22 protein-coding genes are annotated in these 23,682 nt (G+C 58.3%); 8 read left to right on the forward strand and 14 right to left on the reverse strand.

Annotated features, from left to right (window positions below; all coding sequences use genetic code 11):
- The 11 genes from D5066_RS14120 to D5066_RS14170 all read right to left on the reverse strand — a co-directional run bounded on the left by D5066_RS14120 (window position 1) and on the right by D5066_RS14170 (window position 8,982).
- Window positions 1-1,692: a glycosyltransferase family 2 protein gene (locus tag D5066_RS14120; RefSeq protein WP_119916326.1), complete on the reverse strand. Its 1,692-nt coding sequence runs from the start codon at window positions 1,690-1,692 to the stop codon at window positions 1-3.
- Window positions 1,683-2,036, reverse strand: coding sequence for an ApeI family dehydratase (locus tag D5066_RS14125; RefSeq protein WP_119916327.1), 354 nt, complete (start codon window positions 2,034-2,036; stop codon window positions 1,683-1,685). Before D5066_RS14125 ends, D5066_RS14120 begins: the two co-directional genes overlap by 10 nt.
- Complete coding sequence (locus tag D5066_RS14130) at window positions 2,023-3,384, reverse strand: class I adenylate-forming enzyme family protein (RefSeq protein WP_119916328.1); 1,362 nt, start codon at window positions 3,382-3,384, stop codon at window positions 2,023-2,025. The genes D5066_RS14125 and D5066_RS14130 overlap by 14 nt, the downstream gene beginning before the upstream one ends.
- Window positions 3,377-3,916, reverse strand: coding sequence for a COG4648 family protein (locus D5066_RS14135; protein ID WP_419179118.1), 540 nt, complete (start codon window positions 3,914-3,916; stop codon window positions 3,377-3,379). The genes D5066_RS14130 and D5066_RS14135 overlap by 8 nt, the downstream gene beginning before the upstream one ends.
- A 54-nt stretch (window positions 3,917-3,970) precedes the next feature.
- Entirely contained in the window at window positions 3,971-4,222 is a 252-nt protein-coding gene (locus D5066_RS14140; protein WP_080329068.1) for an acyl carrier protein, read from the reverse strand.
- 10 nt (window positions 4,223-4,232) lie between these two features.
- Window positions 4,233-4,490: a phosphopantetheine-binding protein gene (locus D5066_RS14145; RefSeq protein ID WP_028014701.1), complete on the reverse strand. Its 258-nt coding sequence runs from the start codon at window positions 4,488-4,490 to the stop codon at window positions 4,233-4,235.
- A complete protein-coding gene (locus D5066_RS14150) occupies window positions 4,471-5,286 on the reverse strand; it encodes a lysophospholipid acyltransferase family protein (RefSeq protein ID WP_119916330.1) in 816 nt (271 codons plus the stop codon). Before D5066_RS14150 ends, D5066_RS14145 begins: the two co-directional genes overlap by 20 nt.
- On the reverse strand, window positions 5,283-6,005 hold the full coding sequence (locus D5066_RS14155; protein WP_119916331.1) for a beta-ketoacyl synthase chain length factor: 723 nt from the start codon (window positions 6,003-6,005) through the stop codon (window positions 5,283-5,285). The genes D5066_RS14150 and D5066_RS14155 overlap by 4 nt, the downstream gene beginning before the upstream one ends.
- A gap of 66 nt (window positions 6,006-6,071) precedes the next feature.
- Window positions 6,072-7,136 (reverse strand): methyltransferase, encoded by a 1,065-nt coding sequence (locus D5066_RS14160; RefSeq protein ID WP_119916332.1) that lies wholly within the window; start codon window positions 7,134-7,136, stop codon window positions 6,072-6,074.
- 69 nt (window positions 7,137-7,205) lie between these two features.
- Entirely contained in the window at window positions 7,206-7,595 is a 390-nt protein-coding gene (locus D5066_RS14165; protein ID WP_080329064.1) for a lipoprotein, read from the reverse strand.
- Between the two features lie 337 nt (window positions 7,596-7,932).
- A complete protein-coding gene (locus D5066_RS14170; RefSeq protein WP_041911893.1) occupies window positions 7,933-8,982 on the reverse strand; it encodes an AI-2E family transporter in 1,050 nt (349 codons plus the stop codon).
- Between the two features lie 144 nt (window positions 8,983-9,126).
- Here D5066_RS14170 and D5066_RS14175 point away from each other — a divergent pair, with 144 nt between their 5' ends.
- Entirely contained in the window at window positions 9,127-10,344 is a 1,218-nt protein-coding gene (locus D5066_RS14175) for an MFS transporter (RefSeq protein ID WP_119916333.1), read from the forward strand.
- A 4-nt stretch (window positions 10,345-10,348) separates the two neighbouring features.
- Here the strand turns inward: D5066_RS14175 and D5066_RS14180 are convergent, their stop codons facing one another.
- A complete protein-coding gene (locus D5066_RS14180) occupies window positions 10,349-10,906 on the reverse strand; it encodes a DcrB family lipoprotein (RefSeq protein WP_008503073.1) in 558 nt (185 codons plus the stop codon).
- A gap of 72 nt (window positions 10,907-10,978) precedes the next feature.
- Window positions 10,979-11,644: a 7-cyano-7-deazaguanine/7-aminomethyl-7-deazaguanine transporter gene (locus tag D5066_RS14185; RefSeq protein WP_028014693.1), complete on the reverse strand. Its 666-nt coding sequence runs from the start codon at window positions 11,642-11,644 to the stop codon at window positions 10,979-10,981.
- A 167-nt stretch (window positions 11,645-11,811) separates the two neighbouring features.
- On the opposite strand from D5066_RS14185, the gene tusA reads away from it, so the two are divergent.
- Window positions 11,812-12,054 carry a sulfurtransferase TusA gene (gene tusA / locus D5066_RS14190; protein ID WP_008503071.1) on the forward strand — a complete coding sequence of 81 codons (243 nt, stop codon included), beginning with the start codon at window positions 11,812-11,814 and terminating at the stop codon, window positions 12,052-12,054.
- Window positions 12,055-12,118: 64 nt separating this feature from the next.
- Here tusA and D5066_RS14195 read toward each other — a convergent pair whose 3' ends face one another.
- Window positions 12,119-12,712 carry a YhgN family NAAT transporter gene (locus tag D5066_RS14195; protein WP_119916334.1) on the reverse strand — a complete coding sequence of 198 codons (594 nt, stop codon included), beginning with the start codon at window positions 12,710-12,712 and terminating at the stop codon, window positions 12,119-12,121.
- Between the two features lie 178 nt (window positions 12,713-12,890).
- On the opposite strand from D5066_RS14195, the gene asd reads away from it, so the two are divergent.
- The 6 genes from asd to glgP all read left to right on the forward strand — a co-directional run bounded on the left by asd (window position 12,891) and on the right by glgP (window position 23,604).
- Window positions 12,891-13,994 (forward strand): aspartate-semialdehyde dehydrogenase, encoded by a 1,104-nt coding sequence (gene asd, locus D5066_RS14200; RefSeq protein WP_033146834.1) that lies wholly within the window; start codon window positions 12,891-12,893, stop codon window positions 13,992-13,994.
- A gap of 241 nt (window positions 13,995-14,235) precedes the next feature.
- Window positions 14,236-16,422 carry a 1,4-alpha-glucan branching enzyme gene (gene glgB, locus D5066_RS14205; RefSeq protein ID WP_119916335.1) on the forward strand — a complete coding sequence of 729 codons (2,187 nt, stop codon included), beginning with the start codon at window positions 14,236-14,238 and terminating at the stop codon, window positions 16,420-16,422.
- Window positions 16,419-18,392, forward strand: a complete 1,974-nt coding sequence (gene glgX, locus D5066_RS14210) for a glycogen debranching protein GlgX (protein WP_119916336.1) — start codon at window positions 16,419-16,421, stop codon at window positions 18,390-18,392. Before glgB ends, glgX begins: the two co-directional genes overlap by 4 nt.
- A gap of 17 nt (window positions 18,393-18,409) precedes the next feature.
- Window positions 18,410-19,705 carry a glucose-1-phosphate adenylyltransferase gene (gene glgC / locus D5066_RS14215; RefSeq protein ID WP_080329059.1) on the forward strand — a complete coding sequence of 432 codons (1,296 nt, stop codon included), beginning with the start codon at window positions 18,410-18,412 and terminating at the stop codon, window positions 19,703-19,705.
- Window positions 19,705-21,138 (forward strand): glycogen synthase GlgA, encoded by a 1,434-nt coding sequence (gene glgA, locus D5066_RS14220; RefSeq protein ID WP_119916337.1) that lies wholly within the window; start codon window positions 19,705-19,707, stop codon window positions 21,136-21,138. The genes glgC and glgA overlap by 1 nt, the downstream gene beginning before the upstream one ends.
- An 18-nt stretch (window positions 21,139-21,156) precedes the next feature.
- Window positions 21,157-23,604, forward strand: coding sequence for a glycogen phosphorylase (gene glgP / locus D5066_RS14225; protein WP_080329058.1), 2,448 nt, complete (start codon window positions 21,157-21,159; stop codon window positions 23,602-23,604).
- The last annotated feature ends 78 nt before the right edge of the window (window positions 23,605-23,682 follow it).

A 23,682-nucleotide genomic window follows, 5' to 3' on the forward strand; every position in this document is an offset into this window, starting at 1 on the left:
TTACTCCTTCTCTCTGGACTCTGGCAGATGCCAGAAATCGAAAAAATTAAACCAGTCGAGCGGCGACATCAGGGCGTAATGCTCCAGCCGCTGCGCGTAGCGATCGACGGTAGCCTGCAGCGCCTGCTGGCGTTCCCCGCGCGGCAGGATCAGCGGGTCGGCAAACGGCTCGCTGCGCAGGACAAGCTTCCCCTGCTGGCGCAGGGCGAAAATCAGCACCACCGGACAGCGCAGGATGGAGGCCAGGATAAACGGCCCCTGAGGGAACGGCGCGGGCTGGCCCATGAACGGGCTCCAGATCACCCGCCACTCGCCGCCACGCTGCGGATTCACCGCGATGCGGTCGCCCACGATCGCGACCCATTCTCCGCGCTCAAGCTTCTCTTTGATGGCGATGGCGGTGTCCGGGCCGATGTCGGTGACCGACATCAAATTCACGCCGGCCTGAGGCGCCATTTCGCGCATAATTTGCTTAAAGCGCTGGGCGTTTTCGCTGAAGACCAGGGCGTTGATGGTTTTACTGCCGTCCAGCTGGGCCAGCGCCCGGCAGGCTTCGACGTCGCCAAGATGCGAGGCCAGCAGCAGCTTGCCCTGCGGCGTCGCGATATTAAGCGTTTCGCTCGCGCCGGGAGCAAAGACCACGTCGCGCGTAAACTTCAGCTCACCTCGCCAACTGGCGACTTTGTCCAGCATCGCGTTGCCGAAGCGCATGAAATGGAAAAAGCTGTTGAACCGTGGGGGAACGGGCATGTTTCGCTGAGTCAGAACCAGCTTCACCCGCGAAATCCACTGCTGCGAAGCCTGGCGCGCCTGCCGCGCGATAAGCCAGTACACGCCGATCACCGGCCACAGCAGCACGGTAAAGGCCCGCCGTCCCAGCAGCTGCCAGACCCGCAGCATCAGGCGCATCCCCCACAGACCCTTGACCTCGTCCTGCTGCGCCCAGTGCTGGCCGCGTCGACGGAAGATCAGGCCGGGAATGCGGGGCAGCATGCCGAAGAACAGCCGGGTATGCATCAGGGAGATCCGCACGTTATCTTTTAACGCGTCGAAATGGGACAACCCGTCCTGCGGGTAGGTCACACGGGTGGGCAGAAAGACGCTGGTGTTGCCTTGCCAGTAGAGACGGACCATCACTTCGGTGTCAAAGTCCATCCGTTTACCGAGCGTTTCACGCGCGGCCAGACGCAGCGTGGGCGCGACCGGGTAAACACGAAAGCCGCACATGCTGTCTTTAAGCTGCAGCGATAAGGTTTCAATCCACACCCAGACGTGGGTGACCCAGCGTCCGTAGAGTCGCGAACGCGGAATAGAATCATCGTAAATGGGCTGGCCGGAAATCAGCGCATCCGGGTGGCGCTCCGCCAGCGCCAGCAGTTTGGGAATATCTTCGATGGCGTGCTGGCCGTCCGCATCCACCTGCACGGCGTGGGTATAACCCGCACGCGCGCACTCCTCCAGCCCCCTGATGACCGCGGCACCTTTCCCGGCGTTTTGTGCCAGACGGACCAGCGTCATCTGCGGCTGCTCTGCTGCGAGGCGCTCCAGCTCCTGACGGGTGACGGCTTCGCTGCCGTCATCCACCACCAGGCACGGCAGGCCAAACGGCGCGAGACGCGACAGCACGCTGGCGATCATGGCGCCGTGGTTGTAGCACGGGATCAGCACGCAGGGGCGGAAGGTTACTGACATAGACGAATTTTCCCGCTGCTGGCGGTATGGCGTTCAGCCCCGTCATGACGCAGGTAGCTGAAGGACAGCATTTTGCGTTCGGCGTGCCACTCAAGCACCAGCGTCACCGTGGTTTCCGGCAGCAGAGGCGCCTGGAACTTCACGTTTTGAATGCTGTGAAAGCGATAGCCTGGTGCCAGTAAGGTCGTTGCGTAGTGCATCACCCAGTCAAGCTGCGCAACGCCGGGCAGCAGCGGCTGTACGGCAAAATGGCCCTGAAACCAGAACAGAGAGGCGTCGAGATGTAACACGATCTCCAGTTTCTCCGGCTGTGCCTGATGGCGCTCAATTTCATGAATTTTCATGAAATAACTCCTCTAACTGCGCATAGACACGCTTGTTCATACTGTTTACCGGCATTTCATCGACAATGCGCCAGTAGCGTGGAACGGCGACCGGCTCAAGCCACGGGAGCAGGGCGCGACGCCAGGCGAACTCCTGCGCTTTTTTGTCCTGCATATACCCGCGCTGACGAACCGCTTCGTCCAGCACCAGCAGTGCGCCAATCCCCTGACGGCCCCCGCGCGTAACCGGCAGCGCAGCCGCTTCGCAAACGCCGTCGAGCTCCAGCAGGCGACGTTCGATCTCGTTAAGCGAGATGCGCTTTTCTTCAATTTTGACCACCCGCCCGCGACGCCCGGCGATGCTGAACAGCCCCACGCTGTCGAAGTGGAGGATATCGTCCAGCTGGAGTCCTTCAACCTCATGGATCAGCGGCGACGTGACGCGGCAGGCTTCGCCTTCCTGATGGAAGTTTACGCCGGGGAAGGGCAGCCATGGCAGGCTATCTTCCCGGCGATGGCGCCAGGCGAGGATCCCGGTTTCGGTGCTGCCATAAATTTCGTCCGGCCAGATGTTAAGCCAGCCAACCGTGGTGGAGACGTCACGCCAGGGCAGCATTCCACCTGCGGAAATCAGCACCCTGACGGGCGGCGCGGCCAGCTCGGTATCCAGGCGCTTCAGAAACGCCGGGCTGCTGATGAACAGATAATGCCGGTCATGAGGAAGGGCGGCCAGCTGCTCTGCGTAGTAGAGCATCGCGGCATGCAGCGGCAGGCCCATCGCCATCGGCAATACGATGCGGAAGGTGAGGCCATAGAGATGTTGCGGGACGACGGAGGCCACAACGCTACAGCCAGCCAGACGCACGCCGAAACGGTCAGCCAGCAGGCGGGCTTCGCGATCCAGGCTGACGATGTGCTTAATCACCCGGCGCGGCGTACCCGTAGAGCCGGAGGTGAACAGCTCAACGAAGCGGTTTTCGTCAATCGCGGGCAGGGGCGCCCAGTGGCCGATCGTCTGGTGGCGGGAGGCCACCACAATCAGCTTCCCATGGATATCGAGAGTGCGATCGCTCAGGACGCCGCTAAACAGCGACTGCTGCTCTTCAAGCAGCGAAACGCGGCTATGGCCGGGAATAACCGGCGTTTTACCGGCATGCAGCGAGGCCAGCAGCGCAACAATAAACAGGTAGCTGTTTTCAAAGCACAGCGCCCAGCGCTCGCCCTCCTGCTGACGCAGGGTGTTAACCAGTAACGTCACGTCGTGGCGCAGCTGGCCCAGCGTCCAGATACGGTCGTCAAGCCAGGCAACGGGCGTGTCGTCTGGGCGCGGCGCGTTTAACCACTGGCCCAGCGGAAGGGGGTTATTCATTGTGCATCTCTTTTTTTATCACCCGCTGGCGCACCAGCCACTCTGTCGCCATCAGCGTCCCCATCAGGATGTAGGCCACCATACCGTTCCACAGCGTCCACAGATGCATGTCGCCGTGCAGGACGGTAAACAGCGCCATCGCCCCGTTGCCGATGAAAAAGCCGCACCAGACAAGGGTCACCCTGCGGGTATAGCGCACGCCCTCCGGGGGTAGATTGGGCTCACGCAGGCGCGCCAGGCGTTCAACCAGCGGCATCGCTGTCCACAGCGAACCGCCAAAAACGGCCAGCATCACAAGATTAACGACCACAGGGTAGAACAGCAGCCACTGGTGGGTTTTCAGCAGGTAGCTTGCCGCGCAGAGCGCGATCCCCGCCAGCGCCACGCACTGCACCACATACCGCATCGGGCCGGTGTTTCGCCGCGCCTGACGCAGCCGCAGCAGCAACAGCAGCGCCATCACGGGCAGCAGCCACGGCAGGCTGTTATGCGTCAGCCCAAATCCAATCAGGAAGGGCCACGCCAGCAGCATCAACCCCGTCAGCAGTGGGATGAGCGGGAACGTCCGTCCACCACGCACGACGTCTTACTCTTCGCGCAGAAGCTGTTCGACGGCGTCTACCACATCCTGAACGGTACGAACCGATTTGAAGGTTTCCGGCTTGATTTTCTTACCGGTTTTCTTCTGCAGATGGACAATCATGTCCACCGCGTCAATGCTGTCCAGCTCCAGATCTTCGTAAAGACGGGCTTCGGGCGTAATGTCCTGCGGGTCGATTTCAAAGAGTTTGGTCAGAAGGCCGCAGACTTCCTGATAAATGGTTTCCTGGTCGGTCATCGTTCACACCTCAGGCGCGTTGAGCGTGGATAAAGGACGCCAGCGTGGCGACGGAAAAGAAGTGCTGGCGCATCTCTTCGCTTTCGGCAGAAAGCACCACGCCATACTGGTTTTTCACCGCCAGACCCAGCTCCAGCGCGTCGATAGAGTCGAGACCCAGCCCATCGCCAAACAGCGCGGCATCGGTATCAATATCCTCTGCGGTAAGCTCGTCCAGATTCAGCGTGGTGATAATGAGATTCTTAATTTCAAGATAAAGCGCTTGCATCATTAATTCCTGACAAAGATTGAAGGCCTGATGTTAATCGATGCTGCAGGTGCCGGTTTAACTGCCTTGCCGTCAGTGCCGGTTCTTGTTGCCTTGCATCGTAAAATTCGTCGATGTTCACGCGGTCGCGGACATCCACGGTGAAGACGGGTTTTGCGGGCGGTACATCATACCAGCGGCTTTTTTTATCCAGCAGGTGCTCGCTGCAGTGGATGAGAACGATCCGCAGATCGCTGTGGCAGCGCACGGCGATATTTGCCGCGCCGCGCTGGAGGGTCATCGCCTCGCCTGGGCGGGTCCGCGTCCCTTCAGGGAAGATTAACAGCGTGTCGCCCTGGGCCAGACGCTGCTGGCTGGCGGCGAGCAGGGGCTCGGCTTCGCTGTTAATCAGATAGTCCGCCGCGCGGATAACGCCGCTGACAAAGGGATTGCGCAGCAGGGCGCTTTTCACCAGACAGTCGGTTTCCGGCATCACCGACGCCAGAATCACGTAGTCAATTAACGTCGGGTGGTTAGCCACCACCAGACAGCCCCGTTCGCCGCGCAGGGCGTCAAGATTGTGGATGCGATAGTCCAGCACCCCGGTGCCGCGGGCCACGGTTAAGAAGAAGCGGAAGCTGGCCGCAATGCTGCGGCGTGCCAGACGACGGCGTTTGGCGCGATCGCGCTGGACAATCAGCAGCAGGTTGAACCAGACCAGCGACAGCAGCAGTCCGCCCGCGCCAAACAGCGCGAAGCAGAATCCGGTCATGACCAGACGCCAGAGCCAGTTGATGCGGGCGGTCAGGCGGTTCATTGGCGCGTCCACTGCCACAGCAAACGTTCGCCGGAGACCACAAACTGGCTTTCCTCGCTGAGGTAGCGTTGCAGGAACATCAGGCTTTGCGGCAGGGCGGGCTCTTCACCCGTGCTGCCGCTGCGGGTCTCACATTGCAACTCGCGGCCAGCTTCAATCACCAGCGCCAGCGCGTACGGCCAGGTGGGCATCTGCGGCGGTAACGCCGGGTGGTAAAATTCCGGCAGCGCGCCGTCAAAGTCCACCAGCAGGACGCGGGAGTAGCCCGCCTGCAGCAGGCTCAGCACTTCGCATAAGGCCTGCTGGAAGGTGTCCAGCCCGGCAGAGATGGATGACGAGACGATGGCCTGGCGTGCGGTAATTGTGAGATTGCCCACCGCGGAATTGTGCACGGACATGGCGAAGTCGGTAGGCGAAACGGACTGCCCGGTCGCCAGAGCATGCAGGATACGGTAGTTGCGCTCCAGCTCGCCGTGGCGGCTGGCATAGACGACGGCGTCAATGGCGTGGCTTTGCAGCATGGCAAGACCAATATCCACCGCCAGCTTACTGCCTGAATTGAGGCGGCGCGCGGTCATCATCGGTAACGCGGTCAGCCGTGGGAGCGGCGCTGATGGGTCTATCGTCGCCTGCAGGCGTGACCACGCCTGCCACTCTGCGGCATCGCTTAGTCCTGGCGCTCTTGCCTGCCAGTCAATAATGTTCAGTGAAAATTTCATCTACGCGCGTCCGCGGAAAAACCGTATTCAAAGGGCAGGCTGGGCCACCCGGGCAGCTAAACTGCTCTATTGTTCACGTTTGTTGCAAATCAACAGGGTATGACCTACCCCAAGGTTATCCAGCCGCTGTTCTACGCTGAAACCCGCTCTCTCCAGGTAGTGATAAAACTTCTCTACGCTGTAAAACCGGCTATTACCATTCGCCATACAGGTGAAGTAGAGCGAGGTGGCATTCAGGCTGAAAGAGGCCGCTTCAAACTTCTGGGCATCCCAGAAAAGCTCCATAATGCACAGCCGTGCGCCTGGCTTCATGGCCTCTGCGACGCGCGTCAGCATGGCGACAATCTGATCCGGAGAGAAACAGTCCAGGAACTGGCTCATCCACCAGACGTCGGCATCACCCGGCAATGTCGCTGGGCTAAGCATATCGACAGCATGGAATCCAATACGATGAGAAAAACCTGCTTTTGCGATGTTTTCCTGCGCCAGCGCTACCTGCTGAGGCAGATCGAGGATCGTCACGGCAACGTTGTCGTCATAGCGGCAGCAGCGTAACGCCCATTTACCCGTATTTCCGCCTACATCGTACAATTTTGTCGGCGAGCTTGCGAATATATATGGCAACGCAGCGTCAAACGCGGCGTCGGAATAGTAGTGATCGAAGGCGAACCAGCTCTCTTTCGCCGGAGCCGGTAATTGGGATAATGCCGGGTAGATGGTCGGCCAGTTGCCAAACACCGCTAATCCGGCCGGCTTTTCTTCCTGCAGGGCATCCGCCAGGTGAAATAATCCCTGATAACAAACGTCCTGAGTAAAATCCATATTTACGCGGGTCATTTCGTCGTGCAGTAAAAAATGGCCTACTTTCGCCAGAAAATAACGTCCATTCTGTTGAGTAACGATTCGACCGCTTAATCCCATATCCAGTAGTACGCTGGCGCCATAGCTGCCGAGCGTGCTGTTTTCGGTTATTTCTTCAAGGCTGGCACCCGCTTTACCCTGTTTATCGAGCCAGGCGAGAATGCCTGAGTTACGCAGACAAAGCGCGGTCTGAAATAACATCGGCGCAAATGCGATGCGTTGCGCTTCGGTAATGGCATCCAGTGCGCTGAGCGTGTCCTTTTCGTACATTGCTGCATAACCTTTCAGGGCAAGAAATAGGGGTTATCGGGCCATATCTGGCCCGACTTTAGAAAAATATTACAGTGCGGCGCCCGCAGAGAGGTTCAGCTGAATATCGTGGTCGAGGTTATTCACCCAACGGTTATAATTTTTGTGAATTTTACCGTCTGCCGCTTTCAGGTTCAGGCTGCTTTCGTAATTGATTGAATAGCTTGTTGCTGAATACGGAATACGCACCTGGACGGAGTGATCGCGCGCCTGTAAACGCCCCTTAATCACGCCCGGACCCGCTTCCGTCATGATCCAGTCACGTTTCTGGCCCGCTTTCAAAATCGCCGTTTTCACCTGATCGGCAGTATGGCCTGCACTGACGGTGGAGTGAACCTGAGCGATAGGGGCGGTACGCGCACAGCCTGCCAGTGCGCCAACGAATACTGCTGCTGCACACCATTTAACGATCTTTTTCATCAACAACTCCATATCAATAATAACAATTAAAGTTAGTGGTTTTCACAAATAATATTCATCCAGTCGGTCGTTTGCGCTGGGTGTATTTTTAATCAATATTAATGTTTGCATTACGTTGACGCGAAGGAGAGGTATAATATCACGGAAAAAATAGCGCTTTTCGGTTTTTTTCAATTTGCGTTAGAGCAGTCATTGCGTTTTGTAGAAATACGTGGGGAGCAAATAAAAACAGAATTAATATACCTTAACGCAAATAAAAAATACCGCGACGGATGATAATCGCGGTAATGTACGGCGTATTATTGACGCTTTAAACCTACCGATACTGGTAGGTTTGCTACCCCGGCAGCCGGCTTTTTGGCCGCCCCGGCCCAAGCAGGATCGCCAGCTTGCTGCCCCCTTTGGTGGTTTCCATCCAGATTTTACATACGCTGGTCAGCGGGACCGACAGCAGCATGCCGACCGGGCCCAGCAGCCATCCCCAAATCAACAAGGATAAAAACACCACCAGCGTCGACATGCCGAGCCGGTGTCCCATCATCCGCGGTTCAAGAATATTACCCAGCACCATATGCACGACGAGGAACAGCGCGCCGACCAGCATACATTCGTAAAAACCGTTAAACAGAAACGCCTGAATCATCGGCGGCACGGCGGAAAGCACCGCGCCAATATTCGGCACGTAGTTCAGCAGAAACGCCAGTACGCCCCACATCAGCGCGAACTGGACGTCCATCAGCATCAGCCCCAGCCAGACAATAATCCCGGTCCATACGCTGAGCAGCGTTTTCAGCGCCAGATATTTGGAGACGCCCTTTAATGCCCGGTGTAAACCGGCAATATGTATTTGCGGGTTGTTTAAAGCAAAGCGCAGCTTATACGGAACATGACGCACTTCGAACAGCATAAACACCACCGTCATGACCAGCAGCAAAATGCTGGCCATCGCGCCGGAAAGACCGGTCATCAGCGTGGTGGCGTAGGTCATGACCTTCTCGGAATCCATCCTGCGCAGCATCCGTTCGGGTGAGATATGCAGGTTAAGAAAGGGCATCATCTCCTGCAGCGCGACGATCTTACGCGTCAGCTCTTTATTGTACTGCGGCAACATGGTGGAGAATTCGCTCAGTGACGCCGCCAGTACGCCGAAGAGCGCCGTCAGGCCAATCAGCATCACAATAACCACGATGGTGATGGCCACCGGGCGGCTCACGCCCCGACGTAAAAACCAGGTCACCAGCGGATTGAGGACAATGGCAAAAAAGAGCGCCAGCAGGAGCTGGACGATAATGTCAGCGGCAGCATGGATACCCGCAAGGATAACCACCAGACAGGCGAGTTTTAATAAGATATGGAGTCCTGCTTTATCGGGCTGGGGAGCTAACATGCGCGTTCCTTAATAAGATGACCCGATAAGTGTAGTGCCTGGGGGCCGCTTCGTCTGGCACCGATAATCTGAAAGTCGGGGCTGATTTTCTTATTGCGCCGTGGTAATAGTGAAACACTGTTGCAAAAAATCAGGTAGAACCCGATGCCCGAACCTGCCGCCGAACCGGCGCTGAGCGGATTGCGCCTCAATCTGCGCATTGTTTCCGTTGTTATCTTCAACTTTGCCAGCTACTTAACGATCGGCCTGCCGCTGGCGGTTCTGCCGGGCTACGTCCATGACGTGATGGGGTTTAGTGCATTCTGGGCGGGACTTGTCATCAGCCTGCAGTATTTCGCCACGCTTCTGAGCCGCCCGCACGCCGGACGCTACGCCGATCTTTTCGGTCCAAAACGCATTGTGATTATGGGGCTCTGCGGCTGCTTTCTGAGTGGCCTGAGCTACCTGCTGGCCGCTACCACCAGCCACTGGCCGCTGGTCAGCCTGGCGCTGCTCTGTCTGGGGCGCGTCATTCTCGGCATTGGGCAAAGCCTGGCAGGAACCGGCTCGACGCTGTGGGGCGTGGGGGTTGTCGGTGCGCCACACATTGGCCGGGTGATCTCGTGGAACGGGATCGTCACCTACGGGGCGATGGCGCTCGGCGCACCGCTTGGCGTGGCTTGCTTTGCGCTTGGCGGGCTGTATGGCCTGGCCATCACCATTATGGCGGTCGCGCTTGCGGCGATTCTGTTTGCGCTGCCGCGCCCGAAGGTGAAGGCCAGCAAGGGCAAGCCGCTGCCGTTTCGGGCCGTGCTGGGGCGCGTCTGGCCTTACGGCATGGCGCTGGCCCTGGCGACCACCGGCTTCGGCGTGATTGCGACCTTCATTACCCTGTTTTATGACGCCAAAGGCTGGGAGGGGGCGGCCTTTGCGTTAACCCTCTTTAGCGGAGCGTTTGTGGGCACGCGCCTGCTTTTCCCGAACGGCATCAACCGTCTGGGCGGGCTGAACGTGGCGATGATCTGCTTTGCGGTAGAGATTGTCGGGCTGCTGTTGACCGGCATCGCGATGGTGCCCTGGATGGCGAAAATTGGCGTATTCCTCGCAGGGGCGGGGTTTTCACTGGTCTTCCCGGCGCTGGGCGTGGTGGCGGTTAAAGCCGTGCCGCAGCAGAACCAGGGGGCGGCGCTGGCGACCTATACGGTATTTATGGATATGTCTTTAGGCATTACCGGCCCTCTGGCGGGGCTGGTGATGGCCCGGGCAGGGGTACCGGTGATCTACCTTGCCGCGGCGGGTCTGGTAATGATTGCGTTGTTGCTGACGTGGCGGCTAAAAAAATGGCCCCCGGTGCAGGCACCGGAGGCCACGTCATCATCGTGAAGCGTTACTGGATCACGATGGTGTTAATGATGTTTTCAGCAGCCGTCTGCGCTTTCTGCTGGTCTTCCGCTGGCAGGGTAATCTGCAGGGTCAGCAGTTTGTTATCCACCTTGCCCAGCACCACAGAAGAATAAGCGGTCTGGCCTTTTGCGGAGATGATGCTGTCCAGCTGTTGCAGCTTATGGCCTTTCAGCTCGATGGATTTATTCGTCACCACCTGCAACTGCGGATCGCGGCCGCGCTGCTGGTCTTCCAGACGTTTGGACAGGACGGCCAGGTCTTCGCTGGTGTCGTCGCCCACAATCACAATGACCGCTTTCTGGCCGGTTGCGTCGGAGTAAACGTGCATGTTGTTCGCCTGGGTGCCCAGCTTGCCGCTCTGGTCAGTCATATCGGCTGGCAGAGAGAAACTGAGTTTGCCATCCATCAGATTCACCGGCTGACCGGTCGCGTTGCTCTCTGCGGATGCGCCCTGAGCAGGCGTTTTCGTGTCGCTGTTATCACAGGCTGCAAGACCCACAACCAGCAGGCCAATCCCGACATATTTAACCAGATTGCGCATTGACTTCTTCCTTTCGATAAACGGCCATAGCGGCTCATTCACCCATCTTATCACAACTGATAAAGCGAACCCTTAACCAGCCTGCAATGCCGTGATTTCAGATTTATCTGCCAGCCTTTTCAGCAACATATTCAGCAGCACGCCGTACATCGGCAGGAAGAAAACAATGCTTATAAGCACCTTGAAGCAGTAGTCCACCAGCGCGATCTCCATCCAGTGCTCGGCCATGAAGGCATCCGGGCTGCGCCAGAAGGCGATGAAGAAGAAGGCCAGGGTATCGCTCACGTTGCCGAACAGCGTGGACGCGGTCGGCGCCATCCACCAGCGATGATTCTGGCGCAGGCGGTTAAACACGTGCACGTCGAGGATCTGCCCCAGCGCGTAGGCCATAAAGCTCGCTGCGGCGATACGGGCGACAAACAGGTTGAAGTGGGTCAGCGCCTCAAAGCCCTGCCAGCTTCCCATGTAAAACAGGGAGGAGATCACGTACGAGATGAACAGCGCCGGGAGCATGACCGCAAAAATAATGCGACGCGCCAGCGGGGCGCCAAAGATACGCACGGTCAGATCGGTGGCGAGGAAAATAAACGGAAAACTGAATGCGCCCCAGGTGGTATGAAAACCAAAAATGGAGATAGGGAGCTGCACCAGATAGTTGCTGGAGGTGATCACCAGCAAATGGAAAAGCGAAAGCCAGAACAACGCTTTTACGCGCTGTGATTCAGAAAACTGCGTCATATTGTGACCTTTTTATACGTTGGGGTGAGGGAACCCAATAAAAACCGCAGCATGATACTGCTTTGGCTGGACATTGCAATGGTTAGTTTTTGCGCAATCGTTAACCTGGTTTGCATTGCCCGCGCCGGGGCGTAAACTACAGCCGTTTTTACCTGACCGAGAAGATCATGACCGACCTGTTTTCCAGCCCAGACCACACCCTTGATGCCCAGGGCCTTCGCTGCCCGGAGCCGGTAATGATGGTACGTAAAACCGTGCGTAACATGCAGACCGGTGAAACGCTGCTGATTATTGCCGACGATCCGGCCACCACGCGCGATATTCCCGGTTTTTGTACCTTTATGGAGCATGAGCTGGTGGCGCAGCAGACCGAGGCGCTGCCGTATCGGTATTTGATTCGTAAGGGTTAGGTGGGCTGTCCTCTGCGGCCTGATGCCCTCACCCTGGCCCTCTCCCACAGGGAGAGGGAGAAAGTCAGCCTTTCATCCACGCCCGGATCCCATCCAGGAACATCTGCGTTGCCATCATCACCAGAATCAGCCCCATCAGGCGCTCCAGCGCGTTTACCCCTTTCTCACCCAGCAGGCGCAGGAACAGCGACGACTGCAGCAGGATGATAAACGTCCCGCCCCAGGCAATGAGCAGAGCAATGACCAGATGGCTCATCTGGTTCGGATACTGATGCGACAGCAGCATCAGCGTCGCCAGAATCGTTGGCCCGGCAACGAGTGGAATCGCCAGCGGCACAATAAACGGCTCTTCGCCCGCGGGCAGGCTGCTGCTGCTGCCTTCGGCGCTCGGGAAAATCATCTTAATGGCAATCAGGAACAGAATAATCCCGCCGGAAATTGAGACCGTTTCAGCGCGCAGATTCAGGAAAGCGAGGATTTTTTCACCCGCGAACAGGAAAATAAACATCACCAGCAGGGCGATGAGCAGCTCGCGGATCATGATCGCCCGGCGGCGCTTCGGCTCGGTGTGCTTCAGCACCGACATGAAGATTGGCAGATTACCGAGCGGATCCATAATCAGGATCAATAAAACCGCGGCGGAAATGATTTCACTCATCTTTAAATTATCCCTGATACTTAGTAGTGTTATTCCGATGATTAGCACTTTTTCTGATAGCCGGGCAATCATCGATTAATTTCGCTTGCGACTTTGGCAGCATTTTGTAATGTGAAGCATATCCCAGTTCAATACTGGCTTGCACAATCAGCACACACCCCTTGCAGGAAAAAATGCTATGAAAAACGTTGGTTTTATCGGCTGGCGCGGTATGGTCGGCTCTGTACTCATGCAACGCATGGTTGAAGAGCGCGATTTCGACGCCATCCGCCCGGTCTTCTTCTCTACTTCCCAGCTCGGCCAGGCTGCACCGTCCTTTGGTGGTACCACAGGCACGTTGCAGGATGCTTACGATCTGGAAGCGCTGAAGGCACTCGACATTATTGTGACCTGCCAGGGCGGCGATTATACCAACGAAATCTATCCGAAGCTGCGTGAAAGCGGCTGGCAGGGCTACTGGATTGACGCGGCGTCTTCACTGCGCATGAAAGACGATGCCATCATCATTCTCGACCCGGTTAACCAGGGCGTGATCACCGACGGCCTGAACAACGGCGTGAAAACCTTTGTCGGCGGTAACTGCACCGTCAGCCTGATGCTGATGTCCCTCGGCGGCCTGTTCGCGCAGGATCTGGTGGAGTGGGTCTCCGTGGCGACCTACCAGGCGGCCTCCGGCGGCGGCGCGCGTCATATGCGTGAGCTGCTGACCCAGATGGGCCAGCTGCACCAGAGCGTCGCGACCGAGCTGGCAAACCCGGCGTCCGCGATCCTCGACATCGAGCGTAAGGTCACTCAGCTGACCCGCAGCGGCGAGCTGCCGGTGGATAACTTCGGCGTACCGCTGGCCGGTGGCCTGATCCCGTGGATCGACAAACAGCTGGATAACGGCCAGACCCGCGAAGAGTGGAAGGGCCAGGCGGAGACCAACAAAATCCTCGCGACCGCGAACACCATTCCGGTTGACGGTCTGTGCGTGCGTATCGGCGCGCTGCGCTGCCACAGCCAGGCCTTCACCATTAAACTGAAAAAAGATGTTTCTATTCCGACCGTGGAAGAGCTGCTGGCCGCACACAACCCGTGGGCGAAAGTGGTGCCAAACGATCGCGATATCACCATGCGTGAACTGACCCCGGCAGCCGTGACCGGCACGCTGACCACCCCGGTTGGCCGCCTGCGCAAGCTGAACATGGGGCCGGAGTATCTCTCCGCATTCACCGTCGGCGACCAGTTGCTGTGGGGTGCCGCAGAGCCGCTGCGCCGCATGCTGCGCCAGCTGGCGTAATAATTTGTTAAACACGGGGGGGTGATTTTCGCCCCCCTTTTTATGCGTACTACATGGAGTAAAACGCAGATGTCTTATTTTTTATCGGGAGGAACCACGTCGTTGGCTATGCTTTAAGGAAGATTTATTTCTCACCTGAGGGTAGGACGGAGCAGAGAGGATTAGCTGCACCGTTTAGGTCACATTAAAAGTCGTCCCGGAGCGCGTAAAAAGGGCGACATAAAAAAACAGGATGAATACCATGTCCGATCGTATTTCGAGAGACGTGATTAATGCGCTTATTGCGGGTCACTTTGCCGACCCCTTTTCTGTGCTAGGGATGCACCGTACAGAGGCCGGACTGGAAGTTCGTGCGCTGTTACCGGATGCAACAGAAGTGTGGGTTATCGAACCCAAAACCGGCCGCAAGGTGGGTAATCTGGAATGCCTCGACTCGCGTGGCTTCTTCTCGGGCGTGATGCCCCGCCGTAAAAACCCCTTTCGTTACCAGCTCGCCGTCATCTGGCACGGCCAGCAAAACCTGATTGACGATCCCTATAGCTTCGGCCCGCTCTTAAAAGAGATGGACGCCTGGCTGCTGTCCGAAGGGACCCATTTACGCCCTTACGAAACGCTGGGTGCCCATGCGGATACCATGGACGGTATCACCGGCACGCGCTTTTCCGTATGGGCGCCAAACGCCCAGCGCGTCTCCGTCGTCGGGCAGTTCAACTACTGGGACGGACGTCGTCACCCCATGCGCCTGCGTCGGGAAACCGGCATCTGGGAGCTGTTTATCCCCGGCGCGCACAACGGTCAGCTCTACAAATTTGAGATGATCGATGCCAACGGCAAGCTGCGTATTAAATCCGACCCGTACGCCTTTGAGGCAGAGCTGCGCCCGAATACCGCCTCGCTGATTTGCGGGCTGCCGGAAAAGGTTGTCCAGACGGAAGAGCGCAAGCAGGCCAACCGCTTCGATGCGCCGATCTCCGTTTATGAGGTGCATCTCGGCTCGTGGCGTCGTCACACCGATAACAACTTCTGGCTGAGCTATCGCGAGCTGGCGGACCAGCTGGTGCCGTACGCCAAATGGATGGGCTTTACCCACCTGGAGCTGCTGCCGGTTAACGAGCACCCGTTCGACGGCAGCTGGGGCTATCAGCCTACCGGGCTGTATGCACCTACTCGCCGTTTCGGTACCCGCGATGACTTCCGCTATTTTATCGATGCCGCGCACGCCGCCGGGCTGAACGTGATCCTCGACTGGGTGCCGGGCCATTTCCCGTCGGATGATTTTGCGCTGGCAGAGTTCGACGGCACGAAGCTGTACGAGCACAGCGACCCGCGCGAAGGCTATCACCAGGACTGGAACACGCTGATCTACAACTACGGTCGCCGTGAAGTGTCGAACTATCTGGTCGGGAACGCGCTGTACTGGATCGAGCGTTTCGGCATTGATGCCCTGCGCGTGGATGCGGTGGCCTCAATGATCTACCGCGACTACAGCCGCAAAGAGGGGGAGTGGATCCCGAACGAGTATGGTGGCCGTGAAAACCTGGAAGCGATTGAGTTTCTGCGCAACACCAACCGCATCATCGGTGAGCAGGTGGAAGGCGCCGTGACCATGGCGGAAGAGTCCACCGACTTCCCGGGCGTTTCCCGTCCACCGTCAATGGGCGGTCTGGGCTTCTGGTACAAGTGGAACCTCGGCTGGATGCACGACACGCTCGACTATATGAAGCTCGACCCGGTCTATCGTCAGTATCACCACGATAAGCTCACCTTCGGGCTGCTCTACAACTACACCGAAAACTTCATGCTGCCGCTGTCGCACGATGAAGTGGTGCACGGCAAGAAATCCATTCTCGACCGCATGCCGGGCGACCCGTGGCAGAAATTTGCCAACCTGCGCGCCTACTACGGCTGGATGTTCGCCTTCCCGGGCAAAAAGCTGCTGTTTATGGGCAATGAGTTCGCCCAGGGGCGCGAGTGGAACCACGACGCCAGCCTCGACTGGCACCTGCTGGAAGGCGCGGACAACTGGCACCACGGCGTGCAGCGTCTGGTGCGCGATCTGAACCTGACCTACCGCCACCACAAAGCGCTGCACGAGCTGGACTTCGATCCGTACGGCTTTGAATGGCTGGTGGTGGACGACCACGAGCGCTCGGTGTTTGTCTTTGTGCGCCGCGACAAAGCGGGTAACGAGATCATCGTTGCCAGCAACTTTACCCCGGTGCCGCGCGAACACTATCGCTTCGGCATTAACCAGCCGGGTAAATGGCGCGAAATTCTCAATACCGACTCCATGCACTACCACGGCAGTAACGCCGGTAACGGCGGGCTGGTGCAAAGCGATGCCATCGAAAGCTACGGGCGTCCAAACTCCCTGAGCCTGACGCTGCCGCCGCTTGGCACCATCTGGCTGGTGCGGGAGGGCGAATGACGCAGCTCACGGCAGGTAAACCCGAACCGCTCGGGGCGAGCTTTGACGGAAAGGGGGTGAACTTCACGCTCTTTTCTGCTCATGCGGAACGGGTGGAACTCTGTGTGTTTGACGGGGAAGGTAACGAGCACCGTTACGATTTACCGGCGCGCACGGGAGATACCTGGCATGGCTACCTGGCCGGAGGACGGCCAGGAATGCATTACGGTTTTCGCGTTCACGGCCCCTGGGTGCCTTCTCAGGGGCACTGGTTTAACCCGGCGAAGCTGCTGATTGACCCGTGCGCGCACCGCGTGGACGGCGAGTTTAAAGACGACCCGCTGTTCCACGTTGGCTACGGCGAACCTGACCACCGCGACAGCGCGTCCGTCGCGCCCAAAAGCGTGGTGGTGCACGATCTCTACGACTGGGAAGACGATGCCCCGCCGCGCACGCCGTGGGGCAACACCGTCATTTATGAAGCGCACGTCAAAGGGCTGACGTATCTGCACCCGTCGATCCCTAAAGAGATGCGTGGCACCTACAAAGCGCTTGGGCATCCGACGATGGTCGCTTACCTGACGCACTTAGGCATCACCGCGCTGGAGCTACTGCCCGTGGCGCATTTCGCCAGCGAACCGCGTCTACAGCGTCTTGGGTTAAGCAACTACTGGGGCTACAACCCGCTGGCGATGTTCGCCCTTGACCCACGCTATGCCGCCCATCCGGAAAAGGCGCGGGATGAGTTTCGCGATGCGGTGAAGGCGCTTCACGCGGCGGGCATTGAGGTCATTCTGGACGTGGTCTTGAACCACAGTGCGGAAAGCGATCTTGACGGTCCGACGCTCTCACAGCGCGGAATCGATAACCGTAGCTATTATTGGATCAGGGACGACGGCGATTACGAGAACTGGACCGGGTGCGGTAACACCCTCAACCTCAGTCATCCGGCGGTCACGCATTACGCGTATGAATGCCTGAAATACTGGGTTGAGACGTACCACGTGGACGGTTTTCGTTTCGACCTGGCGCCAGTGATGGGGCGTACCCCGGCGTTCAGCCAGCAGGCGCCGCTGTTTGAGGCGATAAAAAACTGTCCGGTGCTTTCACAGGTGAAGCTCATCGCAGAGCCGTGGGACATTGGTGAGGGTGGTTATCAGGTGGGAAACTTCCCGCCGCTGTTTGCCGAGTGGAACGACCACTACCGCGACGCTATCCGCCGCTTCTGGCTGGCGCGCGATCTGTCGCTGGGGGAGTTCGCCGGACGCTTTGCCGCTTCAAGCGATCTCTTTAAGCGCGACGGCAAACGTCCGTCGGCCACCGTTAATCTGGTGACGGCGCACGACGGTTTCACGCTGCGCGACTGTGTTTGTTTCAATCAGAAACACAATGAGGCAAACGGCGAAGAGAATCGCGATGGGACTAACAATAACCATAGCTTTAACCATGGTATAGAAGGGTTAGGCGGAAGTCTGGATGTGATCGAGCGGCGACGCGCCAGCGTTCATGCGCTGCTGACGACGCTTTTGCTGTCGCAGGGCACGCCGATGCTGCTGGCGGGCGACGAGCACGGCCACAGCCAGCACGGCAACAACAACGCCTATTGCCAGGACAACACCCTGACCTGGCTCGACTGGGGAGAGGCGAACAGCGGGTTGACCCATTTCACCGCGGCGCTGATCCACCTTCGCCAGCAGATCCCCGCCCTTACCGCCGACCGCTGGTGGGAGGAGGGCGACGGCAACGTTAGCTGGCTGAATAAAGACGCGCAGCCGTTGAGCGCGCAAGAGTGGCAACACGGCATCACCTGCCTGCAAATCCTGCTCTCGGATAAGTGGCTGGTGACGCTGAACGCGACGGACGACGTCGCAGAGATTGTTTTACCTGACGGGGAGTGGCGAGCTGTTCCCCCCTTTGCCGGAGCGGATAATCCGGTAGTAATGGCTGTCTGGCACGGGCCTGCGCACGGAGTGTGCGTATTCCAAAGATGATAAAAAAGGAGTTAGTCATGGTTAGATTAGAGAAGAACGATCCGTTAATGTTGGCGCGCCAGCTACCATTAAAAACAGTTGCCCTGATACTCGCGGGCGGGCGTGGTACCCGTCTGAAAGATTTGACCATCAAGCGCGCCAAGCCGGCCGTTCACTTTGGTGGTAAGTTCCGCATTATCGACTTTGCGCTCTCCAACTGCCTGAACTCGGGCATTCGCCGCATTGGCGTCATTACGCAGTATCAGTCGCACACGCTGGTGCAGCACATCCAGCGCGGCTGGTCATTCTTCAGCGAAGAGATGAACGAGTTTGTCGATCTGCTCCCGGCGCAGCAGCGCGTTCACGGGGAGAACTGGTACCGCGGCACGGCGGATGCGGTGACCCAGAACCTCGACATCATTCGCCGCTACAACGCGGAATACATCGTCATCCTCGCGGGGGACCACATCTACAAGCAAGATTACTCCCACATGCTGATCGACCACGTTGAAAAAGGGGCGCGCTGCACCGTGGCGTGTCTGCCGGTGCCCGTTGCGGAAGCAACCGCGTTTGGCGTGATGCATGTAGATGGCGACGACAAGATTATCGACTTCGTTGAAAAACCGGCGAACCCGCCAACCATGCCAGGCGACGACACCAAATCGCTCGCCAGCATGGGGATCTATGTCTTTGATGCAGATTATCTTTATGAGCTGCTGGAAGAAGACGACAAAGACGAAAGCTCCAGCCACGACTTCGGTAAAGACATCATCCCGAAAATTACCAAAGCTGGCATGGCGTATGCACATCCCTTCCCGCTGTCCTGCGTGCAGTCTGACCCGAATGCGGAGCCTTACTGGCGCGATGTGGGAACCCTGGAAGCGTACTGGAAAGCCAACCTCGATCTGGCATCCGTGACGCCTGAGCTGGATATGTACGACCAGAACTGGCCAATTCGCACCCATATGGAATCGCTGCCGCCGGCGAAGTTCGTCCAGGATCGCTCCGGTAGCCATGGCATGACCCTGAACTCGCTGGTTTCCGGCGGGTGCATCATCTCCGGTTCTGTGGTGGTGCAGTCCGTGCTGTTCCCGCGCGTGCGTATAAACTCATTCTGTAATATCGATTCGGCGGTTCTGCTGCCGGATGTCTGGGTAGGGCGTTCGTGTCGTCTGCGTCGCTGCGTGATCGACCGTGCCTGCGTCATTCCTGAAGGAATGGTGATTGGTGAAAACGCGGAAGAAGACGCGCGTCGCTTCTACCGTTCTGAAGAGGGGATCGTGTTAGTCACACGGGAAATGTTGCGGAAGCTGCAGATCAAACAGGAGCGATGATGCAGGTTTTACACGTATGTTCTGAGATGTTCCCGTTGTTAAAAACGGGCGGCCTGGCGGATGTTCTTGGTGCATTACCCGCGGCGCAAATCGCCGGTGGAGTCGATACCCGCGTCCTGCTGCCCGCCTTCCCGGATATCCGGCGCGGCATTCCCGATGCAAAGGTCGTGACGCGCCGTGAAACCTTTGCCGGACGCATCACCCTGCTGTTTGGACATTACAACGGCGTAGGGATTTACCTGATCGACGCGCCGCACCTGTACGACCGTCCGGGCAGCCCGTATCACGATACGAACCTGTTCGCCTACACCGACAACGTGCTGCGCTTTGCGCTGCTCGGCTGGGTGGGGGCAGAGATGGCCGTCGGGCTGGATCCTTTCTGGCGTCCGGATGTCGTCCACGCGCACGACTGGCACGCCGGGCTGGCGCCTGCGTATCTGGCGGCGAAAGGGCATCCGGCCAAATCGGTCTTTACTGTGCACAACCTCGCGTATCAGGGCATGTACTACGCCCATCATATGAATGACATCGATCTGCCATGGTCGTTCTATAACATGCACGGTCTGGAGTTTAACGGGCAGATCTCGTTCCTGAAGGCGGGGCTGTACTACGCCGACCACATCACGGCGGTGAGCCCAACCTACGCGCGTGAAATCACCCAGCCGGAGTTTGGCTACGGTCTGGAAGGGCTGCTGCTGCAGCGCCACCGTGAAGGCCGCCTGTCGGGTATTCTGAACGGCGTGGATGAGCAGATCTGGAGCCCGGAAACCGATCTCCTGCTGGCCGCGCGCTATGGCCGCGACTCCGTGGAAGACAAAGCGGAAAACAAACGCCAGCTGCAGATTGCAATGGGGCTGAAGGTCAACGACAAGGTGCCGCTGTTTGCGGTGGTCAGCCGCCTGACCAGCCAGAAAGGGCTGGATCTGGTGCTGGAGGCGCTGCCAGGGTTACTGGAGCAGGGCGGCCAGCTGGCGCTGCTCGGCGCGGGTGACCCGGTGCTGCAGGAAGGTTTCCTCGCCGCCGCGGCGGAACATCCGGGGCAGGTGGGCGTGCAGATTGGCTATCACGAAGCGTTCTCGCACCGCATCATGGGCGGTGCGGACGTGATTCTGGTGCCGAGCCGGTTTGAGCCCTGCGGCCTGACGCAGCTCTACGGCCTGAAATACGGCACCCTGCCGCTGGTGCGCCGCACGGGCGGGCTGGCAGATACGGTGTCGGATAGCTCTCTGGAAAACCTGGCGGACGGCATCGCCAGCGGCTTTGTCTTTGAAGACAGTAACGCCTGGTCGCTGCTTCGGGCGATTCGGCGTGCTTTCGTCTTGTGGTCCCGTCCATCCCTGTGGCGTTACGTTCAGCGTCAGGCGATGTCCATGGACTTTAGCTGGCACGTTGCGGCGCAGTCCTACCGCGACCTTTATCAACGCTTGATGTAACGAGGCGAAGTTACTGATATGAATGCTCCATTTAGCTACTCTTCCCCCACGCTCAGCGTTGAGGCGTTAAAGCACTCCATCGCCTACAAGCTGATGTTCACCATCGGGAAAGATCCGGTCATTGCCAACAAGCACGAATGGCTGAACGCCACGCTGTTTGCGGTGCGAGACCGTATGGTCGAACGCTGGCTGCGCTCTAACCGCGCCCAGCTTTCGCAGGAGACGCGGCAGGTTTACTACCTGTCGATGGAATTTTTGATTGGCCGCACCCTTTCTAACGCGCTGCTGTCGCTGGGTATTTACGACGACGTCAAAACCGCGCTGGAAGAGATGGGGCTGGATTTAGAAGAGCTGATTGACGAAGAGAACGACCCGGGGCTGGGCAACGGTGGTCTGGGGCGTCTTGCCGCCTGCTTCCTCGACTCGCTGGCGACGCTGGCGCTGCCGGGCCGCGGGTACGGCATTCGCTACGACTACGGCATGTTCAAGCAGAACATCGTTGACGGTCGTCAGAAAGAGTCCCCGGACTACTGGCTGGAATATGGCAACCCGTGGGAATTCAAGCGCCACAACACGCGCTACAAGGTGCGCTTTGGCGGACGTATTCAGCAGGAAGGGAAAAAATCCCGCTGGGTGGAAACCGAAGAGATCCTCGCCGTGGCCTATGACCAGATCATCCCCGGCTACGACACCGACGCGACCAACACCCTGCGCCTGTGGAACGCCCAGGCGAGCAGCGAGATCAACCTCGGCAAATTTAACCAGGGCGACTACTTTGCGGCGGTGGAAGATAAAAACCACTCCGAGAATGTCTCCCGCGTGCTGTACCCGGATGATTCAACCTACTCCGGGCGCGAGCTGCGCCTGCGCCAGGAGTATTTCCTTGTCTCCGCAACGATTCAGGATATCCTCAGCCGCCACCATCAGCTGCATAAGACCTACGCCAACCTGGCCGAGAAGACGGCGATTCACCTCAACGACACCCATCCGGTGCTCTCCATTCCTGAGCTGATGCGCCTGCTGATTGACGAGCATAAGTTCAGCTGGGACGACGCGTTTGAGGTAACGTGTCAGGTGTTCTCTTACACCAACCACACCCTGATGAGTGAAGCGCTGGAGACCTGGCCGGTGGACATGCTCGGCAAAATCCTGCCGCGCCACCTGCAGATTATCTTCGAGATCAACGACTACTTCCTCAAGACGCTGCAGGAGCAGTACCCGAACGATACCGGCCTGCTGAGCCGTGCCTCGATCATTGATGAATCTAACGGTCGCCGCGTGCGCATGGCGTGGCTGGCGGTGGTGATCAGCCACAAGGTCAACGGGGTGTCTGAGCTGCACTCGAACCTGATGGTGCAGTCCCTGTTCGCTGATTTCGCGAAGATCTTCCCGACGCGTTTCTGCAACGTGACCAACGGCGTTACGCCACGCCGCTGGCTGGCGCTGGCCAACCAGCCGCTCTCTGACGTACTGGATGAGAATATCGGTCGCACCTGGCGCACCGATTTGAGCCAGCTGAGCGAGCTTGAACAGCACATTGATTTCCCGACGGTGAACAAGGCCGTGCGTGAAGCCAAGCTGCTGAACAAAAAACGTCTCGCGGTCTGGCTGGCGATGCATCTCAACGTGGTGGCAAACCCGAAAGCGCTGTTTGACGTGCAGATCAAGCGTATCCACGAGTACAAGCGTCAGTTGATGAACGTGCTGCATGTGATCACCCATTACAACCGCATTAAGGCCGATCCGACCGCAGAGTGGGTGCCGCGCGTGAAGATCTTCGCCGGTAAGGCCGCGTCCGCCTACTACATGGCGAAACACATTATTCACCTGATCAACGACGTGGCGAAGGTAGTGAACCAGGATCCGGATATTGGCGACAAGCTGAAGGTGGTGTTCATCCCGAACTACAGCGTGAGCCTGGCGCAGCTGATCATCCCGGCGGCGGATCTCTCCGAGCAGATCTCCACGGCGGGGACGGAAGCGTCCGGCACCAGTAACATGAAGTTCGCCCTCAACGGCGCGCTGACTATCGGCACCCTGGACGGCGCGAACGTCGAGATGCTGGAGCACGTAGGGGAAGAGAATATCTTTATCTTCGGCAATACCACGGAAGAAGTGGAGGCGCTGCGGAGAAAAGGCTACTCCCCGCGTGAGTTCTACGAAGGGGATGAAGAGCTACGTCAGGTCCTGACGCAGATTGCGACCGGTGTGTTCAGCCCCGACGAGCCGGGCCGCTATCGCGATCTGGTGGACTCGCTGATTAACTTTGGCGACCACTATCAGGTGCTGGCGGATTATCGCAGCTACGTGGACTGTCAGGATAAGGTGGACGAGCTGTACCGTCAGCAGGAGAAGTGGACCAGCGCGGCGATGCATAATATCGCCAATATGGGCTATTTCTCGTCTGACAGGACCATCAAGGAGTATGCCGAGAATATCTGGCATATTGATCCGGTGCGGTTGTAAAAACAAAGCCCGGTGGCGCTGCGCTTACCGGGCCTACGGGATCGAGTAGGCCGGGTAAGGCGGAGCCGCCACCCGGCT

Source organism: Enterobacter chuandaensis (assembly GCF_003594915.1).
Taxonomy (GTDB): domain Bacteria; phylum Pseudomonadota; class Gammaproteobacteria; order Enterobacterales; family Enterobacteriaceae; genus Enterobacter; species Enterobacter chuandaensis.

Bases quoted from the DNA above. Each gene is read 5' to 3' on its own strand.
- D5066_RS14120 (WP_119916326.1), bottom strand. From the start codon at position 1,692: ATGTCAGTAACCTTCCGCCCCTGCGTGCTGATCCCGTGCTACAACCAC.
- D5066_RS14125 (WP_119916327.1), bottom strand. From the start codon at position 2,036: ATGAAAATTCATGAAATTGAGCGCCATCAGGCACAGCCGGAGAAACTG.
- D5066_RS14130 (WP_119916328.1), bottom strand. From the start codon at position 3,384: ATGAATAACCCCCTTCCGCTGGGCCAGTGGTTAAACGCGCCGCGCCCA.
- D5066_RS14135 (WP_419179118.1), bottom strand. From the start codon at position 3,916: ATGCTGCTGGCGTGGCCCTTCCTGATTGGATTTGGGCTGACGCATAAC.
- D5066_RS14140 (WP_080329068.1), bottom strand. From the start codon at position 4,222: ATGACCGACCAGGAAACCATTTATCAGGAAGTCTGCGGCCTTCTGACC.
- D5066_RS14145 (WP_028014701.1), bottom strand. From the start codon at position 4,490: ATGCAAGCGCTTTATCTTGAAATTAAGAATCTCATTATCACCACGCTG.
- D5066_RS14150 (WP_119916330.1), bottom strand. From the start codon at position 5,286: ATGAACCGCCTGACCGCCCGCATCAACTGGCTCTGGCGTCTGGTCATG.
- D5066_RS14155 (WP_119916331.1), bottom strand. From the start codon at position 6,005: ATGAAATTTTCACTGAACATTATTGACTGGCAGGCAAGAGCGCCAGGA.
- D5066_RS14160 (WP_119916332.1), bottom strand. From the start codon at position 7,136: ATGTACGAAAAGGACACGCTCAGCGCACTGGATGCCATTACCGAAGCG.
- D5066_RS14165 (WP_080329064.1), bottom strand. From the start codon at position 7,595: ATGAAAAAGATCGTTAAATGGTGTGCAGCAGCAGTATTCGTTGGCGCA.
- D5066_RS14170 (WP_041911893.1), bottom strand. From the start codon at position 8,982: ATGTTAGCTCCCCAGCCCGATAAAGCAGGACTCCATATCTTATTAAAA.
- D5066_RS14175 (WP_119916333.1), top strand. From the start codon at position 9,127: ATGCCCGAACCTGCCGCCGAACCGGCGCTGAGCGGATTGCGCCTCAAT.
- D5066_RS14180 (WP_008503073.1), bottom strand. From the start codon at position 10,906: ATGCGCAATCTGGTTAAATATGTCGGGATTGGCCTGCTGGTTGTGGGT.
- D5066_RS14185 (WP_028014693.1), bottom strand. From the start codon at position 11,644: ATGACGCAGTTTTCTGAATCACAGCGCGTAAAAGCGTTGTTCTGGCTT.
- tusA (WP_008503071.1), top strand. From the start codon at position 11,812: ATGACCGACCTGTTTTCCAGCCCAGACCACACCCTTGATGCCCAGGGC.
- D5066_RS14195 (WP_119916334.1), bottom strand. From the start codon at position 12,712: ATGAGTGAAATCATTTCCGCCGCGGTTTTATTGATCCTGATTATGGAT.
- asd (WP_033146834.1), top strand. From the start codon at position 12,891: ATGAAAAACGTTGGTTTTATCGGCTGGCGCGGTATGGTCGGCTCTGTA.
- glgB (WP_119916335.1), top strand. From the start codon at position 14,236: ATGTCCGATCGTATTTCGAGAGACGTGATTAATGCGCTTATTGCGGGT.
- glgX (WP_119916336.1), top strand. From the start codon at position 16,419: ATGACGCAGCTCACGGCAGGTAAACCCGAACCGCTCGGGGCGAGCTTT.
- glgC (WP_080329059.1), top strand. From the start codon at position 18,410: ATGGTTAGATTAGAGAAGAACGATCCGTTAATGTTGGCGCGCCAGCTA.
- glgA (WP_119916337.1), top strand. From the start codon at position 19,705: ATGCAGGTTTTACACGTATGTTCTGAGATGTTCCCGTTGTTAAAAACG.
- glgP (WP_080329058.1), top strand. From the start codon at position 21,157: ATGAATGCTCCATTTAGCTACTCTTCCCCCACGCTCAGCGTTGAGGCG.